The organism is Tychonema sp. LEGE 06208, from assembly GCF_015207505.1.
In the GTDB taxonomy this organism is placed as follows: Bacteria; Cyanobacteriota; Cyanobacteriia; order Cyanobacteriales; family Microcoleaceae; genus Microcoleus.
Genome location: NZ_JADEWT010000067.1, coordinates 16,640 through 34,432, shown reverse-complemented (window position 1 = coordinate 34,432; position 17,793 = coordinate 16,640). Strand labels below are relative to the sequence as shown.

General features: G+C 42.6%; 14 protein-coding genes and 1 pseudogene. 12 read left to right on the top strand and 3 right to left on the bottom strand.

Going from position 1 to position 17,793, the window contains the following annotated elements:
* Positions 1–151: 151 nt before the first annotated feature.
* Positions 152–589: pseudogene (locus tag IQ263_RS17925) on the top strand (IS1 family transposase); the annotation flags it as partial.
* 83 nt (positions 590–672) lie between these two features.
* Here the strand turns inward: IQ263_RS17925 and IQ263_RS17920 are convergent.
* Positions 673–1,392 carry a DUF2786 domain-containing protein gene (locus IQ263_RS17920; RefSeq protein WP_194068877.1) on the bottom strand — a complete coding sequence of 240 codons (720 nt, stop codon included), beginning with the start codon at positions 1,390–1,392 and terminating at the stop codon, positions 673–675.
* 436 nt (positions 1,393–1,828) lie between these two features.
* Between IQ263_RS17920 and IQ263_RS17915 the strand changes: the two genes are divergently transcribed.
* The 11 genes from IQ263_RS17915 to IQ263_RS17865 all read left to right on the top strand — a co-directional run bounded on the left by IQ263_RS17915 (position 1,829) and on the right by IQ263_RS17865 (position 15,123).
* A complete protein-coding gene (locus tag IQ263_RS17915; protein ID WP_194068875.1) occupies positions 1,829–2,860 on the top strand; it encodes a glycosyltransferase in 1,032 nt (343 codons plus the stop codon).
* 2 nt (positions 2,861–2,862) lie between these two features.
* Positions 2,863–3,795: a beta-1,6-N-acetylglucosaminyltransferase gene (locus IQ263_RS29895; protein ID WP_194068873.1), complete on the top strand. Its 933-nt coding sequence runs from the start codon at positions 2,863–2,865 to the stop codon at positions 3,793–3,795.
* A gap of 209 nt (positions 3,796–4,004) precedes the next feature.
* Complete coding sequence (locus IQ263_RS17905) at positions 4,005–4,706, top strand: hypothetical protein (RefSeq protein WP_333294247.1); 702 nt, start codon at positions 4,005–4,007, stop codon at positions 4,704–4,706.
* Between the two features lie 340 nt (positions 4,707–5,046).
* Positions 5,047–6,210 (top strand): glycosyltransferase family 4 protein, encoded by a 1,164-nt coding sequence (locus IQ263_RS17900; RefSeq protein WP_194068869.1) that lies wholly within the window; start codon positions 5,047–5,049, stop codon positions 6,208–6,210.
* 79 nt (positions 6,211–6,289) lie between these two features.
* Complete coding sequence (locus IQ263_RS17895) at positions 6,290–8,293, top strand: ABC transporter ATP-binding protein (RefSeq protein WP_194068868.1); 2,004 nt, start codon at positions 6,290–6,292, stop codon at positions 8,291–8,293.
* A gap of 255 nt (positions 8,294–8,548) precedes the next feature.
* Entirely contained in the window at positions 8,549–9,760 is a 1,212-nt protein-coding gene (locus tag IQ263_RS17890; RefSeq protein ID WP_194068866.1) for a glycosyltransferase family 4 protein, read from the top strand.
* A gap of 107 nt (positions 9,761–9,867) precedes the next feature.
* Complete coding sequence (locus IQ263_RS17885; protein ID WP_194068885.1) at positions 9,868–10,818, top strand: glycosyltransferase family 10 domain-containing protein; 951 nt, start codon at positions 9,868–9,870, stop codon at positions 10,816–10,818.
* Positions 10,819–10,829: 11 nt separating this feature from the next.
* Complete coding sequence (locus IQ263_RS17880) at positions 10,830–11,942, top strand: formylglycine-generating enzyme family protein (RefSeq protein WP_194068864.1); 1,113 nt, start codon at positions 10,830–10,832, stop codon at positions 11,940–11,942.
* A gap of 66 nt (positions 11,943–12,008) precedes the next feature.
* Complete coding sequence (locus tag IQ263_RS17875; protein WP_194068863.1) at positions 12,009–12,983, top strand: Npun_R2821/Npun_R2822 family protein; 975 nt, start codon at positions 12,009–12,011, stop codon at positions 12,981–12,983.
* A 75-nt stretch (positions 12,984–13,058) separates the two neighbouring features.
* Complete coding sequence (locus IQ263_RS17870; RefSeq protein WP_194068883.1) at positions 13,059–13,937, top strand: Npun_R2821/Npun_R2822 family protein; 879 nt, start codon at positions 13,059–13,061, stop codon at positions 13,935–13,937.
* Positions 13,938–14,094: 157 nt separating this feature from the next.
* Positions 14,095–15,123, top strand: a complete 1,029-nt coding sequence (locus tag IQ263_RS17865; protein WP_194068861.1) for an Npun_R2821/Npun_R2822 family protein — start codon at positions 14,095–14,097, stop codon at positions 15,121–15,123.
* A gap of 102 nt (positions 15,124–15,225) precedes the next feature.
* Here the strand turns inward: IQ263_RS17865 and IQ263_RS17860 are convergent, their stop codons facing one another.
* Together IQ263_RS17860 and IQ263_RS17855 are read right to left on the bottom strand one after the other, a co-directional pair.
* Positions 15,226–15,600 carry a hypothetical protein gene (locus IQ263_RS17860; protein WP_193973787.1) on the bottom strand — a complete coding sequence of 125 codons (375 nt, stop codon included), beginning with the start codon at positions 15,598–15,600 and terminating at the stop codon, positions 15,226–15,228.
* Between the two features lie 352 nt (positions 15,601–15,952).
* The gene (locus IQ263_RS17855; protein WP_194068859.1) at positions 15,953–17,629 is read right to left on the bottom strand and encodes an AarF/UbiB family protein; all 1,677 of its coding nucleotides are present in this window, start codon (positions 17,627–17,629) and stop codon (positions 15,953–15,955) included.
* Positions 17,630–17,793 lie beyond the last annotated feature (164 nt).

Here is a 17,793-nt window from a genome sequence, read left to right as displayed (position 1 = left end):
GAGATTTGTTTGCTGCCGTTCGTTCAGTGGTTAATACTGGCAAGCGTCAGGGCTTGACGGCTTATCAATCTATTCAACAAGCTCTCTCTATTGATGGCTCCCTTTTTTCCCCTAGTTGAGCAATTACAAATTAGGAGCTGTCAAAAGATAAGTAGAAGTGAAGTTAAAAAAAAGGGGGAAGCTAACAATTCAATGTGATGAAATGTGGTGATTTGTAGGTAATAAGCAGTGGATTTTGCTGGCAATTGATGTATCTACCAAAGAAATTGTAGGAGTATATATTGGCAAAAGAGATCAAGCTGGCGCTCAAGGATTATGGGATTATTTGCCACGAGCTTATAGTCAATGTGCCGTAAGTTATACAGACTTTTGGAGTACCTATAGAACAGTTTTTCCTCAAAAAAGATACAAGACAGTAGGAAAGGAGACTAATCTGACAAACTATGTAGAAATATTTAATAATACGCTGAGACAAAAAATATCTCGATTGGTGAGAAAAACTATTTTATTCTCTAAAAAACTCTCCATCATATTGGCAGCTATTTGGTATTTTATTCATGAGTATAACGCCAGTTTATGTATCAATTAAAATTCTTAACTTTCCTTACTATGCAGGACTACCATTTCTAGGTCTGACATGGCACTTTCCTTTGTAAAACAACAATCCCGAACTCAAACACACTCATTAAGTTGTTTCATATCCTCTGGCGGCTGGACTTGCTTTTGCAAACTAATTTTGTCGCCCACTTCATAGCCAGAATTAAAGCCAGCCTCGCTGCTGACTTGAGAATCTGTTCTCGTTTTAACTTTAACACCTCGGCCTTTTAAATAATCGGCGATCGCCTGTTGATTCTTCTCAAACATCGATCGCACTACAATCGCAGGAGTCGCCACCGTATCAGCCGTACCCGGAATCCCAGACTCCTCCATCTCCCGCTTTTGTTCCAGCAATCGCTGTCTCAGCCTTGTGGCGCATCCCACCCGAAAAGCATTCAGATACGCCAATCCCCGGCCGCTTCCCTTGCGGTATTTCGCCCGTTTCTCGATCGCAGAACTCAAATACTCGTAAAGGTGCTTGCAAACAATCAGATTTGTAGAGCTTCCCACCAAAAACATATTACCAGTATAAGTGTTCCGCATACCAGTACAACCGTTAGCTTCAGCAATTCCCGACAGCAGCATCATTTTCCAAGTCACAAATTTGGAGGTGGTTTCAACTCCGCTTTCGCCCATTTCTTCTTGGTGATTCGGGCCTAAATCAGCGAGGCTGAGATTATACTGCGCCAGTAAAACCGAAGCTTTTTCGGCCGCCGCCGTCGATTCATTTTCATTGGATGAGGTAGCGAGGGCTAACAGCTTTTTAATTTTTTCAACAATACTTGTATCTGCCATTGTTCGATCGGTTTTGGGGTGAGAGTACGCCGTGGTAGCGATTTGGGGATAGTTATATTTTACTATAGCGTGGAATGTGCGATATTTTTCAACCGTCTTAGCGGGCAGTCAAAAACCGAATTTTTTAACAACAAGATGCGTCTTCACGCAAGATTCGCTGAACAAGTCAGTTTCTTTGGTAACAGTGCGATGTTTTTTGAAGATAATTTGATTCATCTAAATAGTCTACACCAAAAAACTGCATTTTTGCCTAAGACGGTTTACTTAAAAGTTGTTATAGTTGGAGATTTCATCCCATACCCCCTAGTCCCCAAGCCATCGAGATAGTAGGGCGTATCGGAGGAATTTTTGGAAGGGATAAGCAGTTTTAACCCAAGCGTATTAAAATAGAAAATGAGCCGATCGATACTTGACAAATAGCAGGCTGGATAAAGAAATGAATGAAAGTTGGCCGCCGATTTATTTTTACATTCCTAAAAGCCAGTGGCCTGCAGGAAAAATGCCAGAAATTCCTCAAGAATACTGGCAGTGGATGAGTTCTTGGGGTAGCAGGTACGGCCGGGGCAAGTATGATTGGACTCTGCAAACTTATCTTTATTTGAAAGCGGACGGGTTGCCATGTCAATTAATAGATTTTATGCCGGATGAAGGCATCGTGCTGTCCCATCGAGATTTTTTATCCGATAATTTACAACCGCTGCCAAAGTTGCTGGTTGTTTGTATTAAAGTGGATAGAGAACCTCACCCTTACGCTCAGTTACAAGTGGTGCAGAACGATCGCGATCCGCTATTTAGTCGATCGCCATTTTTATGGCAGTGTCATCCGCTCAAATTTTGGCTGCAACCAGGGTTGATTCCCCGCGATGCGGGCCGGGGCGAAATCTTTAAAAATGCAGCCTTCTTCGGCGTTTTAGACAGTCTAGCACCGGAATTGCAAGCACCATCCTGGGGCGAAAAACTCGGCGTTTTGGGTTTGGATTGGCAAGTCGTGGGGTGCGATCGCTGGCACGATTACAGTAAAGTTGATGTGATTGTGGCTGTTCGCAGTTTTGAGGGCGAACTCACTTTTGACTCGAAACCTCCCTCGAAATTGATTAACGCTTGGCACGCGGGCATTCCGGCGGTTCTGGGACGCGAATCTGCATACCGCAGGGAACGCAAAAGCGAACTTGATTACATAGAAGTAGCTTCGCCGGAGGAAGCGATTGCTGCTGTTGAAATGCTGCGGGGCGATCGTAATTTGCGCGCGGCAACGATCGAAAATGGTAGAATCAGAGCGCAGGAAACGGCAAATTCCCAGATTATTTCGCAGTGGCGCAATTTTTTGACAAACGTAGCCGTTCCTGCTTATTATCGTTGGTGTACCGCATCTATTTGGCAGCAGCAAATATTTTTAACCCGCCGCCATCTAATTATGAAAGCAAACCGCCTCCAAAGCCGCCTCAATCAATTTATCTCTAAGAAATAGCCGTGAAAATTTGCTATTTTATCCAAACCCATCAAAATCCCCAACAAATTTATCGCCTGGTTCGCGCTATAAAAAAATCGACTCCTCACGCTCAAATCCTCATCAATCACAACTTTAATAGATGCGATTTAGACTTGACTCCGCTGCAAGAATTGTCAGATATTCATTTGTTGACCAATCAAGAATATTTGATCCGCGCTGATTTTTCTTGTCAAGTTCAACCCTATTTAAATGCAATTGATTGGTTATTTGCCAATAATTCTGATTTTGACTGGCTGATTAATTTAACCGGCCAAGATTATCCCACTCAACCGCTGTCAAAAACTGAGGAGTTTCTCGCGAAAACAGACTCGGATGGTTTTATTCGGTATTGGGATGTTTTGGCTGAGGGAATACCTTGGGACAAACAGAAAGGATTCAAGCGGTATTATTGCCGTTACTGGCGAATTCCCGGCCGCTGGAGTTACAATTTTTTGAAAGAATTTCAGCAGTTGTCGGCGGTGCAAAAATTGACTCCGCTGCAATTTTACCTGAGTTACGGCCCGCTGGTGGGGATACCGCGCCGATCGACCTTATTTAGCGATCGGTTTATCTGCTACGGCGGCTGGGCGTGGTACACTCTCTCTAGAAAGTGCGTTGAATACATCAAAGATTTTGTTAATACTCGCCCGGATTTTGTGGACTATTATCAAAAAACAGTAGTCCCAGAAGAGTCTTTCATCCAGACTATCTTAGTCAACAATAAAAACTTAAATCTCGTGAATGACGACAAACGCTATATTGATTATACCAATGCGATAGCAGGTTCGCCAAGAACGCTGACAGTGCAAGATTATGCGACAATTACTAACGGCAACTTTCACTTTGCGCGCAAGTTTGACATCAAACAAGATGCGGAAATTATTGACAAATTAGATTCCTTAATTTTCACTTAAAAAACTCGGTTCGTAGTGAGGCTTTCAGTCCGCCTCAAAACCTGAACGCCAAAGTCCACAAAACTAAAGTAGTTAATTTTTTAATGACAGTAGAAACCAAGGGATTTATCACTATTTTAACAGGTCTTTACTCATTCCAAGATTGCATTCATTTTTTGGCTTCAATCAGGAAATTTCACCAGGAACCAATTATTATTTTAATAGATAGAGTGCCTCAAATTTTATATCCTTTACTTCAGGTATTTGGAAAAGTCATATTGAAACCTGCACCATCTCACGAAAATCCTGTTTTAGCCTCGCGCCAAGCTAAACTGGCTTTGTACCGAGAATCTTCGTTTGACAAAACTATTTATATGGACTGCGATATTTGTTTGTTGTCGCCAATAGATGAAGTTTTCGACTATCTTGACGAAGTGGATTTGTTGGTGACAGAAGATGTGCAGCCAGCAATTGCTAAAGCTGCAAATTTATTAAGAATTAAGCAGGACATCCTGTCAACTTTGCAATCGGTCGGATTGCCACTAAATGAAAATAGCATTCAATACAACGGCGGGTTTATCGCTTTTACGAAAAGCAGTAAAAATTGCGAAGTTTTCCAAAGTTTTAAGAAATATTTCGAGATAGTAGTGGTCAACCAAAATGTGCTATTATTGAAAGACCAAGGTGCTTTTGCGGCGGCTGTGGAATTTGTCCAACCGAAAATGACAACATTGTCGCCTGTTTACAACTACTTGGATAAGTGGAAAGATGCTTATGCGATCGACAAACCGATTAAAGTTATGCACTGCACCTATCCCTACCGCCCGCAGTACGCAAAGAACGTCACGCGATCGCTCTTGACTCGAATAGTCGATCGCACTGCTAAAATATTTTTACCAAATCAACTCAACAATCCCTGGCGTTTAAAATAATTGAAATTGGCTGCGAAACAGCATCAAAAGTAACAAAATTCTGGCAATAAATTTAAACAATAGCGTCAATACATCCGAGAATTTACCTAGAACAAGCAAGAGCAAGAGGGCGGGTTGAGCCCATTTTTCAGTCATTTGTATCATAGATCATTAGCTAAATTCCCCCCTACTAATGACTGATGACTGATGACTGATGGCCAAGGACCAATGACTTACTTAGCAAGTGAGCTTTCCCTCGGTTAAAAACTCCATTTCTTTTGTCTGAAAACCCAAGTTTCGATCGCCTTGACAAAAGGTCAGTTAAGCAGGAAAATTAAGTAAATGTTAAAAAAAATGCTCAGTGAAAGTTTCATTAGTGGTGAGCGATTTATCGGGAGCAAGCGCAATTCGTGCCTTTCTCTTAGCTCAAGTCCTGATCGAGCTTAACTACGAGGTAGAAGTTGTTGGATTTAAGTTTGGTCAAGAATTGTACGCGATTCCTCCTGCAAACATCCCAGTCTGTGCGATACCAGGGACAAACTATCCCACGTTTTTGATGGATGCTCAAAAAATTTTGAAAAAAATAGATGGAGATATTATTTATGCAGTCAAACCTAAACCCACAAGCTTTGGTTTATCGCTGCTAAAAAAACTGGAGACTCTGCGCCCTGTGATTTTAGATATTGATGACTGGGAACTAAGCTGGTGCGATCCAGATGAATGGAAATATCGTCCTTCTTTTAAACAACTTTATCGAGATATTTTAAAACAAAACGGTCAATTGAGAAAACCCGATCACCCGCTATATATCAAGTGGATGGAAAGTTTAATCCACCGTGCTAATGCAGTCACCGTTCATACTAAATTTTTACAACAGCGTTTTGGTGGTGTATATTTGCCGAACGGTAAGGATACTAAAATTTTCGATCCTGCTAAATACAATCCTGAATTGAGCAGAGAGCGTTATGGCTTGTCTGGGTATAGAATATTAATGTTTCCGGGTGCGCCTCGACCTCACAAAGGTGTTGAGGATGTTTTGATGGCCCTCGAACAGTTAAACGAGCCGGATTTAAAATTAGCGATCGTCGGCGGAAGTCCTTATGACGATTATGATGATAGACTTATGCAACAATGGGGACGTTGGATTGTTAAACTGCCAAGATTTCCAGTCGAGACGATGCCTGAAGTTGTGGCGGCGGCTCACGTTGTCGTTGTTCCTCAGCGAGAGACTCTGACAGCGGTGGCTCAGTTTCCGCTCAAGCTGACAGATGGAATGGCAATGGCTAAGCCTGTTTTGTCTACACGGGTGGGGGATATTCCGGCAATTTTAGGAGGAACTGGTTATTTAGTCGAGCCAAGTTCTCCCGCTCAAATTTCCCAAAAAATTCAATGGATATTTCAAAATTTGACCGTCGCGAATTTGCAAGGAATGAAAGCTCGGGAAAGATGCGTAAAAAAATATAGCATTCAAGCAATGGCACTGATACTTTCAGAAATAATTTTAGGTAGTGTCGGTGATATTTAAGCGACTGAATGGAGGAAGAATAACTGGGTGCAATTAAAGAATATTTTGAAATGCCATACTGTTTAGCTGGGAACGCTTCATGTCTGCGAATAAGCTACTCCTAAAATTTGCCAGACGATATCCCGGCAGGATTTTATTAACTGTGATCCTGGGCTTTTCTGGGGCTTTATTCAGCGGTATCAGCACTACTCTGATTGTACCGGTGCTTTTAAATTTTTTGGATGAAGCGGTGGAGCTGCGCGGCGCTCCAACTCTCATTAAAACTTTGATGTATCCCTTTGAAGGAATGCCCGAAAATCAGCGTTTAATGTTGATGACAGCGGCGATTTTTGTGGCAATCTTTTTGAAAAATATTGCGAGTTATATCAATACTTTAGTGGCTACTTCTCTGACGCGCTCTCTGACTTTTGATTTGCGAGAAGCAGGTTTGCGGTTGTTGTTAGAAGTAGATTTGGATTTTTACTCCAAAACTAAAGTCGGGGATTTAATTAATAGATTGGGCGGAGAGATTGGCAGGACGGCTAGTGCAGTTGGTACGGCGATCGGAATGTTTACTACTTCAATTACTGTTTTGGTGTTTGTGGGTTTGCTGCTTTCTATCTCGTGGAAACTGACGGTGACAGCTACAGTTTTGCTGGCGTTAGTTGCTTGGACAAATCAATATATTATTCACCGTTCTAAGCATTTTGGCATGGTGCTTTCTGAAATGTCGAAGGATTATTCGGTTAGGGTGTTGGAAACTATAACTGGGATTCGGCTGGTCAAGTCAACGGGGAACGAGGAAAGGGAGTATCAGCGGATCAAGCATTTAATTCAAAGGCGAGAACACGCAGATTTTCAAGCTCAGGTAAATTATGCGGCGATCGCCCCAATTAACGAAGTTGTTAATTTAATAGTTATTCTTTTGATTGTATTTATAGGTCGCACAATATTTGCAAATGAAATAGAGTCGATTTCAACGGTTTTATTGACCTATTTATTGGTACTTTTTCGGTTAATTCCTTTGATTTCTCAGTTGAATAGCGGGCGCAGCCAATTTGCGAATACGTCGGCTAGTGTAGAGGTGGTTAATGATTTTTTGAGCTGCGATGACAAGCCGTTTATGCTGAACGGTTCTGTGCCGTACACTCATTTGCGATCGGGAATTAGTTTTAATAAAGTATCTTTTAGTTATCCGAATCACAAGAATTTAGTTCTTCAAAAAATTGATTTATTTCTCCCTCACGGCACTACTTTGGCTTTGGTAGGAACTTCGGGTTCTGGTAAGTCAACTTTGGCAGATTTACTGCCGCGATTTTACGATCCTACTGAAGGTAATATTTCGATAGATGGGACGGATTTGCGGGAATTTGAGCTAAAAAGTCTCAGAAAAGCGATGGGTATTGTTAGCCAAGATACGTTTTTGTTTAATGCTTCGGTGCGCGACAACATTGCTTACGCTAGGCCCCAAGCGAGTGAGGCAGAAATTGTCGAAGCGGCGCGGGGAGCGAATGCTTATGAGTTTATCGAACTGTTGCCGGAGGGGTTGAATACTCAAATTGGCGATCGGGGTGTAATATTATCGGGAGGGCAGCGTCAGAGAATTTCCATTGCTAGAGCTTTGCTGCAAAACCCGGAAATTTTAATTTTAGACGAGGCTACGAGTTCCCTGGATACGGTTTCCGAAAGATATGTGCAATCGGCGATCGAGAAATTGAGTTGCGATCGCACAACCTTAGTAATCGCCCACCGCCTCTCCACAGTCCAAAAAGCCCACAAAATCGCCGTAATCGATCGCGGACAAGTAGTAGAAATAGGTTCCCACGAAGAATTGCTAGCAAAAGGAGGTTACTACACTCGCTTGTATTCAGTGCAATTTGCCGAAGAAACCGCTCGTGACGAAGCACTAATTAGAGGTTCTTACGAAATTCGCACTCGCCTGACTCCCATGATAGCTTACCTCAAATTGCTAGTAGATGAAATGGTAGATTCTCCCGAAGAAAAAGACGAGTTAATTAGAGAATCATTTCACTCGGCTGCTAATATTTTTAAAACCTTAGAATTTATAGAAAATACTATCAAACGTCAGACTGTTAAAAAGTAGGTAGTTGTTATTGGTTATTGGTTATTGGTTATTGGTTATTGGTTATTAGTTATTAGTTATTAGTTGTTAGTTGTTAGTTGTTAGTTGCTCGTTACCAGGCAGAGCCTGGTAATGCAGATCCGGAGGCTCTGCCTCCTTCGATCTTGCAACTTACAAGAGAAAGAACTGTAGGAGGTGTTTAAGTTATTAAGTTTTCGATCCTTAATAGTCAACAGTCAACAGTCAACAATCAACAGTCAACAATCAACAATTCCTATGTCTAAATATTATGTATTTTTTACCAGAAATGTCTTGCCGCAACCCAATGTAGCGAGCTTAGTTCAAGTTGCACACTCTGCAAATGCCGCAGCAAATCTCGGTTATCCAGCAGTTTTGGTATACCTTCGCAAAGGCTGGAGTGCTTTAAATCCGGTTGATTTACTTTTTCCTTTTCAACCGAGAAAACCCGCTGACAAACTTGCCAAAATCTACAATCTTGAGGAAAAATTAAAAGTAGCAGATTTGCCAGTGCCTCACCTCGATTTTTGGGACAACAAGTGGACGAATGCGAGTACCATAGTTTGTAAATATTATTTACCAATTCACCTGCTAAAATCAACTAAAATCGTCCACAGCCGCGACTGGAACTTTGTCAAAGCTGCTATTAAAAACGGAATTCCCGCTATCTACGAACAGCACCACCATGAAGACAAGAAATTTGCACCAGAAATTGTGAGTAATCCTCTATTTCAAATTGCTGTAACTGTTGCAGATACTGTTCGAGAGAGTATGATTGAGAATGGGATGCCGCCAGAAAAAGTAGTTACGCTGCACAATGGTTTTAACCATTTGTTTCTCGCGAGACAAGCAGCAGCAGCCGAGAATTGGCGACAGCAATTATTAGCAGGTGACAGGCAGCATTTAGCAGTTTATGCGGGGGGACTTTACCCGTTTAAAGGTGTCGATATGCTGGTGGATGTAGCGGAGGAATTGCCGGAAGTTCAATTTGCGATCGCAGGTGGGGATTCATCCCAAGTTACAGCATACCGGAAATTAGCTAAAGAGAAGCAAGTTAACAACATTAATTTTCTCGGATACCTGCCTCAAAATCAACTGGCTAGCTTGCTGCAAGCTGCGGATGTTTTGACTCACCCTCACTGTTTGACAGAGGCCGCGACGTTCACGTCTCCTTTGAAGTTCTTTGATTATATGGCGTCGGGAACTCCAATTGTGGCGACGGAGATTGCATCTTTAAGGGAATTTAAATCGGGAAATATAGCAGCAACTTGGTGCGAACCGGATAACCCGCAGCAGTTTGCACAAAGCATTCGAGATTGTTTAACCAAGTATCCGAGGAAAATCGAAGGTTATGCAGAAACATTAAATTTTGTCAAGCAATTTTCATGGGAAAATCGGATTGAGAGGATTTTGAGTTATGTGGATGAGTCATTGGTAGGGTGCGTCAGTCCGCAGGCGACAGACAATTGATAAAATTATCAAAACAGACGCACCATTAACTGTGCGGTGCGTCAGCTTTTAAATTATCAATTATGGCGAAAATCACCCAAGCTGACGCACCCTACATACTACTAATTATGAACCCACAAATTCTCGGCACAATCACCACCTATCCAGGCATCAACCAAAGCGACTGGCTGTGGCAACAAACCCCCCAAAACTTCGGCAAATGGGGCAACATTCAAATGCTAGCAAATCACCCCAAACCTGATTTTTTACTGATGTATCAATTCGACTTTCCCCGATCGCCAAAACAGCAATCCTGGCTCGACAAAATCCGCCGTCCAAGCCCTCAAAATCCAGAAAATGACATTCGAGACAAATTGCGCGGTGTCCCCAAGGAACGCATAATTTACCTGATCCGCGAGCCACCCTTACCAGAAGTTATTGAGATTACTAAAACCAACTACGAACAAGCAAAACTTTATTGCGGCTACATTTCCGGGCCCGACGACTTCGCACCAAAACCCGATTATATGCCCGCGATTTGGTATCACTCTAACTCGTTTCGAGAACTCGATGAAATGCCTGCGCCGCCGAAAACTAAATCCTGTTCTTGGATTACTTCAGGTGTTAGCCGCACCGCCAACCACCGACAGCGATTATATTTTATCAAATTGCTGCAACAACAAAAATTAGACTTTGACCTTTACGGGCGAAACTTGCCAACTTGGGCACAGGGAAACGGTACTGTAAACAATAAATGGCACGCCGTCGCACCATACTATTACAACTTAGCTATTGAAAATTATGCAGAAAACGATTTGTATGTCAGCGAGAAGCTTTGGGATGCTTTGTTAGGTTGGTGTTTGCCAATTTATTACGGTGGTTCGGCGGCGGATAAATTGTTGCCGGCGGGGAGTTTTCTGCGGCTGCCGAGTTTGGATGAAAAAGGGGTACAATTTATTCAAGAGGTTGTGGCTAATGCGGATTATTGGCATGAAGCGAGGGAGAAAATTGCGGAAGCGAGGCAAATCATTCTCCATGAATTAAACTTGCTCAATTGGCTGTCCAATTTTGTATCTTAAGAAATAGTACAATGACAGAAAATCAAAATCAACCAAGAGAATACGATGCCGTACTCGGCGGTCAAAATCCACCCCCCCTCGGTGCTGCTGTCTTAGGCGGGATTCCCGGTGTTAAGAGTCGTTTAGCTTCACCGATTGTCGAGGTGAAAATTGCTGCACTGTATGAAGCGCTGAAATATCGAGATGCAGGTTTAGATTTGATAGTTGGGGCACTGCAAGATGAATCAATGTTGGTGAAGTTTGTAGCCTATTCGCTGCTGAAGGATAGAGATGAACTAAATATAAAAGAGCAGTTAGACAAATATTTGCCTATTTTTGAATTTGATGTGATAACGGTTGATGCTGAAGGGAAAGAAAACAGTCGCCGCCGTCATTATGCTGACTTGTGCCTCGAAAACTTAGGTAACGGAGTTGTACTGGAAATGGTTTATATTTCCGGCGGCACTTTTATGATGGGCTCGCCAGCAACAGAGGAAGGTAGATACGATACTGAAAGTCCGCAGCATCAAGTAATAGTACCCGCTTTTTATGCAGGAAAATATCCCATCACCCAAGCACAGTGTCAAGCAGTGATGGGAAATAACCCATCGGGTTTCAAAGGTAAAAAACGTCCTGTAGAAACTGTATCGTGGGATGATGCCGTCGAATTCTGTGGCAAACTCTCACAAAAAACCGGGAAAAAATATCGCCTCCTGAGTGAAGCAGAATGGGAATACGCCTGTCGTGCGGGTACAACAACCCCATTTCATTTTGGGGAAACCATTACCCAAGAATTAGTCAACTGTGACGGAAGGTTGTCGTACGCAAACGCCCCTCAAGGACTTCCGCGTCGAGAAACAACAGATGTCGGGAGTTTTCCTCCCAATGCCTTTGGACTGTACGATATGCACGGGAATGTTTCGGAGTGGTGCAGCGATAGGGTTCACTCGAACTATAACGGCGCACCAACTGACGGAAGTTCCTGGGAAACTGGTACAGATAATAACCGGGTGCAGCGTGGCGGTTGTTGGTACTACCTTTCGGACGGGTGTCGTAGTGCCACTCGCTACGCGAACTCGGCGGATTATAAGTGGAAGCTCAATGGTTTTCGCGTAGCGGTAGCCTCGGTTTCTCCCTCGGCTTAGTTTTTCCGCGAAGACTCTTGTCTATCCTTTTACCCTTGAGCCATCTGCACTTTTTCCTGACTAAATATGAATGGAATTTGCACGCTAGCCAACGATACAGTTTACGACCAACTAATTGCCTTACTCAACAGTATTGAAGTTATCTTAGGCTCAAATACTCCGGTCTGTATTTATCCTTTCGACGACCAAATAGAGCAAATCCAAGCTGAAATTGTCAACCGTCCCAACGTCTTTATTTATGAAGATAGCGCATCTATTCAGCGATGGGATAAATTCATGCAAGCAGCCGCACCAGAGCGTTTGAACCGCAAAAAATTCCGGCTTTACGGCGCACATCGGCGCTTTTGCGCTTTCGATAGCCCGTTTGAAAAGTTTATCTATATGGATGCTGATACTTTGGTGATGAATTCTTTTGATGCGGTTTTTCAGAAGTTAGAGGAATCGGATTTTGTGGTTTATGATTTTCAATTTCTATCCCCAACTAAAGTATACAATATTCAGTCGCCAAAACTGCTCGAAGTTTTTGAGCAAAATCGGATTGATTCGGAAATATTTTGTTCTGGATTTTATGCTAGCAAGCAAGGATTGTTTGAGCAAAATACTAGGGAATGGCTGTTAGCTCAACTGCAATCGGGCGAGGCGGAAATTCTCTATGCAGGTGCGGGAGAACAGCCGTTGCTCAATTATATGGTGATGAAAACGAACCTGAAGAGCTATAATTTTGCTTATAGCCTCCCGGAGGTTGAGAAAACTGGGTGCAGCGTGACTTCCCAACATTTTGAAGAACGCGATAATATTTTGTATGATAAGGGAAATCGGCTGACTTATCTTCATTATATTGGCGTGCCGCCGGATTTAATTCGGAGGGTTTGTGCGGGGGAAAATATTGAGTTTCCCTATGGCGATTTGTTTCTGCATTACCGCTATCTCCGGGAGCCGGAAAAGCGTCCGGTTTTTACCCAAGCGCCTAAGTCTTATACTGAGGTTTCTCGGTCGAATTTGTTAACCAGGGTATTGAGAAGGTTGAGGATCAATGTTTGATTTTTAAACCGCAGAGGACGCAGAGAACGCTGAGAGAGAAGAGAGATGAGTTATTCTGATGTTAATGGATTTGATGTGAGTCGCGGTATTTATATTGTTGCTAATGATAGGGTGATGGAAAGCGCGATCGCCCTTATGGCAAGCATACGTCTGTACAATTGTCAAGTACCAGTTTTTCTGATCCCGTTTGACGACAATTATCAGCAAGTCGCGGCCGCCCTCAGCAGCCTCTACGGGGTGCATTTGTTCCCAAATCTGGAGTTTGTGGAACAGTTTACCAGAGAAATTGGCCAAATGTTCGATCGCACTTTTCTAGCCCTTCCCAGCAAAATGCGGAAACTCTGCGCCTGGTTTGGCCCCCTAGACGAATTTCTGTACATCGATACCGATATCATCGTTTTTGAAGACATCGCAGCCAACCTCAACAAACTCTCAGAAGTAGACTTTTTTTGCTGCGACTATCACCACCTCAGCGAAAAACTGCGAAATGTATTTTCACCTGTCATAAAAGAACAGAATATATTTACCGACTCACAGCTTCAAGATGTCTTTAACAGCGGTTTTTGGGCTTCCAGAAAAGGCACTATTACCGAATCGCAAATGTACAATATTTTGCGAGAATGCGCGCAGCATCGAGAATATTTTGACTTTACTCAAAATGTCACAGACCAACCTATACTAAATTACATGATTCTTAAGTTAATTCCCAAGCGCTGCAACTTTGTTAAAGCTTCAGCCGCAGAACCAGGAAGCTGGGCTGGTTCTACACATTTTCAGGAAATAGATTATGTGCTTTATGACAAAGGCAAAAAGTTAAAATATCTGCACTGGGCTGGGATACCAATTAAATCGGGTAGTCCTTATTGGGAATTGTGGAAACATTATCGTTACCTTCATGAGGAAGAGGAAAAACCAAATTTAGTGCAAAAATTATTTCGTGTTTTCACTAGGTGAGGAGACAATCATATGTTGTATCATTATCAACAAGGTTTGAAGAACAGGCATCTTGCCTGTTCCACAATCTATAAATTTTATTTCTTGTAGTGTGGGCATCTTGCCCGCACCTAAAAAGAAATATATATGCGCTGGGTTACTTATTAATTAAAAAACTATGACTGATGGCATTTATATTCTAGCAAACGATGTTGTTTTCGACCACTTAGTTGCTTTGTTAAACAGTCTCGAAGTCAATGGGGCAAAAGATATTCCCGTTTGTATTATTCCCTATGATGATAGGCTGAAAAAAGTGCGAGTAGAAATTGCAATTCGTTCTAATGTCACCCTCTTTGACAACACCGATTCAATTTATTTCTGGGAAGACTTTGCAACTCAAGCTTGGACATCTCACGCCAAAGCTCAAAAAGTTTGGCAAGCTAAAGGTTTGAAACCAGTTCACTGTTTGACCAGGCATCGGAAATTATGCTGTTTTGACGGGCCTTTTGACAAATTTGTATATTTTGACGCTGACACTCTGTTAATGGGTTCTCTGGATTACATTTATCACAAACTTGATGAATTTGATTGGGTAGCAAACGATTTTCAGTACAAATCCGACCTCAATTATGTGTTTGATTTATCATCAGATAAATTGCCACATATTTTCAATATAGACCAACTGCCATCTCATACTTTTTGTACAGGTTTATTTGCTTCAAAAAAAGAAATATTTAATAGAGAAAATTCTGTCCAACTGTTAGACAACTTAACATCAGGAGAAGCGGAAATTATGTGTTTGAGTGCATCTGACCAATCTTTATTGAACTATTTAGTAGCCCGCAGCAAAATCTCTTTTTATAACTTTGCGTATCATCAACCTGCTGGGGTAACGGGCAATCATTGGTCTTCTAAATTTGATGTGATAGATTATGTTTTATACGACAAAGGACAGCGGCTGACTTACTTGCACTACATGAGCATTTCGGCTGCCAAGTTTACTCGATTGTGTGCTGGGGAAGATGTTGGGATTCCCTACCGAGAGGTGTTTCTGCACTACCGCTATTTGAATTCGCCGGAAAAACTCCCAAATCTCGCGCCGCCCAATTTGTTGGTTCGTTTGGGTAGAAATTTCAAAAGTTGGGTAGTTAAAAAAATTAATAATATTATGTTTAAGTTGCGAAGTTTTGGGATTGATGGTGATTAGTTTGATTGTTTTTTTTGAACCGCAGATGTTGGCAGATTAACACTGAGAAACGCTGATGGGTTTTTATCTGTGTGATTCGCGTTTGTCTGCGGTTTAAGAAGTTTATTGTTCAAATGAATCTAAATCGAGCGCTTGGGAACCTCCGCGTTCGAGTTCGATTAAAAGTTTGTTTAGCTGAGTCCAAACCAACCACGCGGTGAGTAGTGTGAGAGGTAAAGCTAGAGCATAAGAAAGTAATTTTGGGAAGCCAAAAATCTCCACTCCCGAAGCTAAAAATACGCAAATTCCCCCGGCCATTCCGATGAAAGGTATGGATAATTGCAACCTTGGCAGGTTAGCTAGAGTACGAGTAGAGCGATTTTTTGACCACTGCTGCACTGCTTGTTTGAGTGTTGCTTCAAAAGCTAAGCCTGATGCCATACCTGCTAGCAATCCAGCGCTCATTAAAAAATATGGAGGTTCGGGAAAATAATACACGAATAATTCCTTAGTTTGGGTAATGGAAAATTGGGAAGTCAGCAGTCAGTAGTCAGTAGTCATTAGTTAGCATTTAGCATTTAGCAGTAAGAAGGAAATTATTTTTGCCTCTGTTTTCTGCATTTTAAAATTTGTGTATTCGGGACTTTTTTGTGGTCAAAAAAGTTAATTGGTCATTAGTAGTTGTCTTTTGATTTATAACTAATGACCACCCTCCGACTTGCTTCGGCTTAGCTCAGCACAAGTCGCTCATGACTAATGACTAATGACTAATGACTAATGACTAATGACTAATGACTAATGACTACTGACTAATGACTAATGACTACTGACTACTGACTGCTGACTAAAATTAAAGTCGAGTCAGTGCGGCTGTTCCTGCTGTGGAAAGCTCTGTTAAAGCGTCTAGAGCAACGTTGAACAGGCGGCTTGGTTGCAAGTCTTCTTTGACTAGGTTCCAAAGGCTGCTAACTTCTGCTGTGTGGAGGCGATCGTCTTCAATCAAAGCTAATATCAATTGGCGACGCAAAAACGATCCTTCTTCTGACAGCAAGAATTGTATGCCTAGTTGGGCGGTGGGTAGCAGGTCGAAACTGCGATCGGATCTGGCGATCGCGATCATGTCCTCTAATCTGTTCCACTGGAATTTGCCATCTTTGAATAATACCTCAATCAGGCGACGGCGCAATGCTGGAGATTCTCCGTTTAACAATCGGCGCGCTACGTAAGGATAGGCCACCTCGACTATCTTGAAATCGGGATTCAGCGTCAGGGCTAAACCTTCTTCTGTCACGAGAGAGCGAATGATTAAGGCAAATTTCGCGGGCACTCGGAATGGATAATCGTACATCAATTCCGAAAACTGGTCTGTAATCGTCTTGAAGTTAAAATCTGACACCTTTTCGCCGACTATATCGCCGAGTACAGATTCTAGGGCCGGGACGATCGGCATAATGTCTGTGTCTGGTGTCAAAAAGCCGAGTTTGACAAAATCCTGGGCTAACTGTAAGTAATCTTTGTTGATTAAATGAACGACAGAATCAACCAAGCTTTCTTTGGTTGTTTCTTCCATCTGATCCATCATCCCAAAATCGATGTAAGCCATGCGGCCGTCCGCTAAGGCAAACAAATTTCCCGGATGGGGGTCAGCGTGAAAAAATCCGTGTTCTAGCAACTGCCGCAAACCGCTGCGGACTCCGACTTCTATTAAGCTATCGGTGTCCAAGCCTGCTGCTTTCACGCTTGCGATGTCTGTCAGTTTGATGCCGTCAATCCATTCGAGTGTGAGAACGGATTTTGAAGTATAGCGCCAGTAGATACTCGGAACTTTTACTGTGGGGTCGTCGGCAAAATTTGTGGCAAATTTTTCGGCGTTGCGACCTTCGTTGATATAGTCAATTTCCTCGAATAGTTTAATGCCGAATTCATCGACTATTAAAGAGAGGTCGTGGCCGAGATTGAGCGGCAGCAAAGGGGCTAACCATCCAGCCGCCCAGCGCATTAAGTAAAGGTCGAGGCTCAAGATTGGTAGCAAGTTGGGTCGCTGAACTTTGACGGCGACTGCTTCTCCGGTCATGAGACGGGCTTTGTATACTTGACCGAGACTGGCGGCGGCGACTGGTTGGGGGGAGATTTCGCTGTAGGTTTCGCTAATGGGGCGATCGAGTTCTGCTTCAATAATCTCAAATGCTCGCGCCGAATCAAAGGGTGGCAATTGATCTTGAAGTTTGATCAGTTCTTCGAGAAAGTCTTTGCGAATTAAATCCGGTCTGGTAGAAAGGGCTTGGCCGACTTTAATGAAAGTGGGGCCCAAGCGAGTGAGTATTTGTCGTAGATGGGTGGCGCGTTCCGGCTGGTGTGCTGCGGCTTCGTGCTGCCAACTGTCCCACAGCATCCCCAGCACGAAGCCTGCAAAAGACCAAATAACGGTAATTGCTCGCCAAATTGCTTTCCAAGGACGTTTGCGGTAATACTTAGCGATCTCTTGTGGATCGTAGCGTCTAGCCTGAGTGAATTGATACTGAGGCACTCGTTTATTTTCCTCTTATTTTATGAAAATGGCAGGTTAAATTGAAAATTTGAAATCGGGCATCGGGCGTCGGGCATCGGGGATGGGAAGTTAAAAGTTATAAAATTAAAATTTTGTTTGCGTTTGACTTCTTCCTTTTTCCCTTTTCCTTGTTTCTTCTTCCT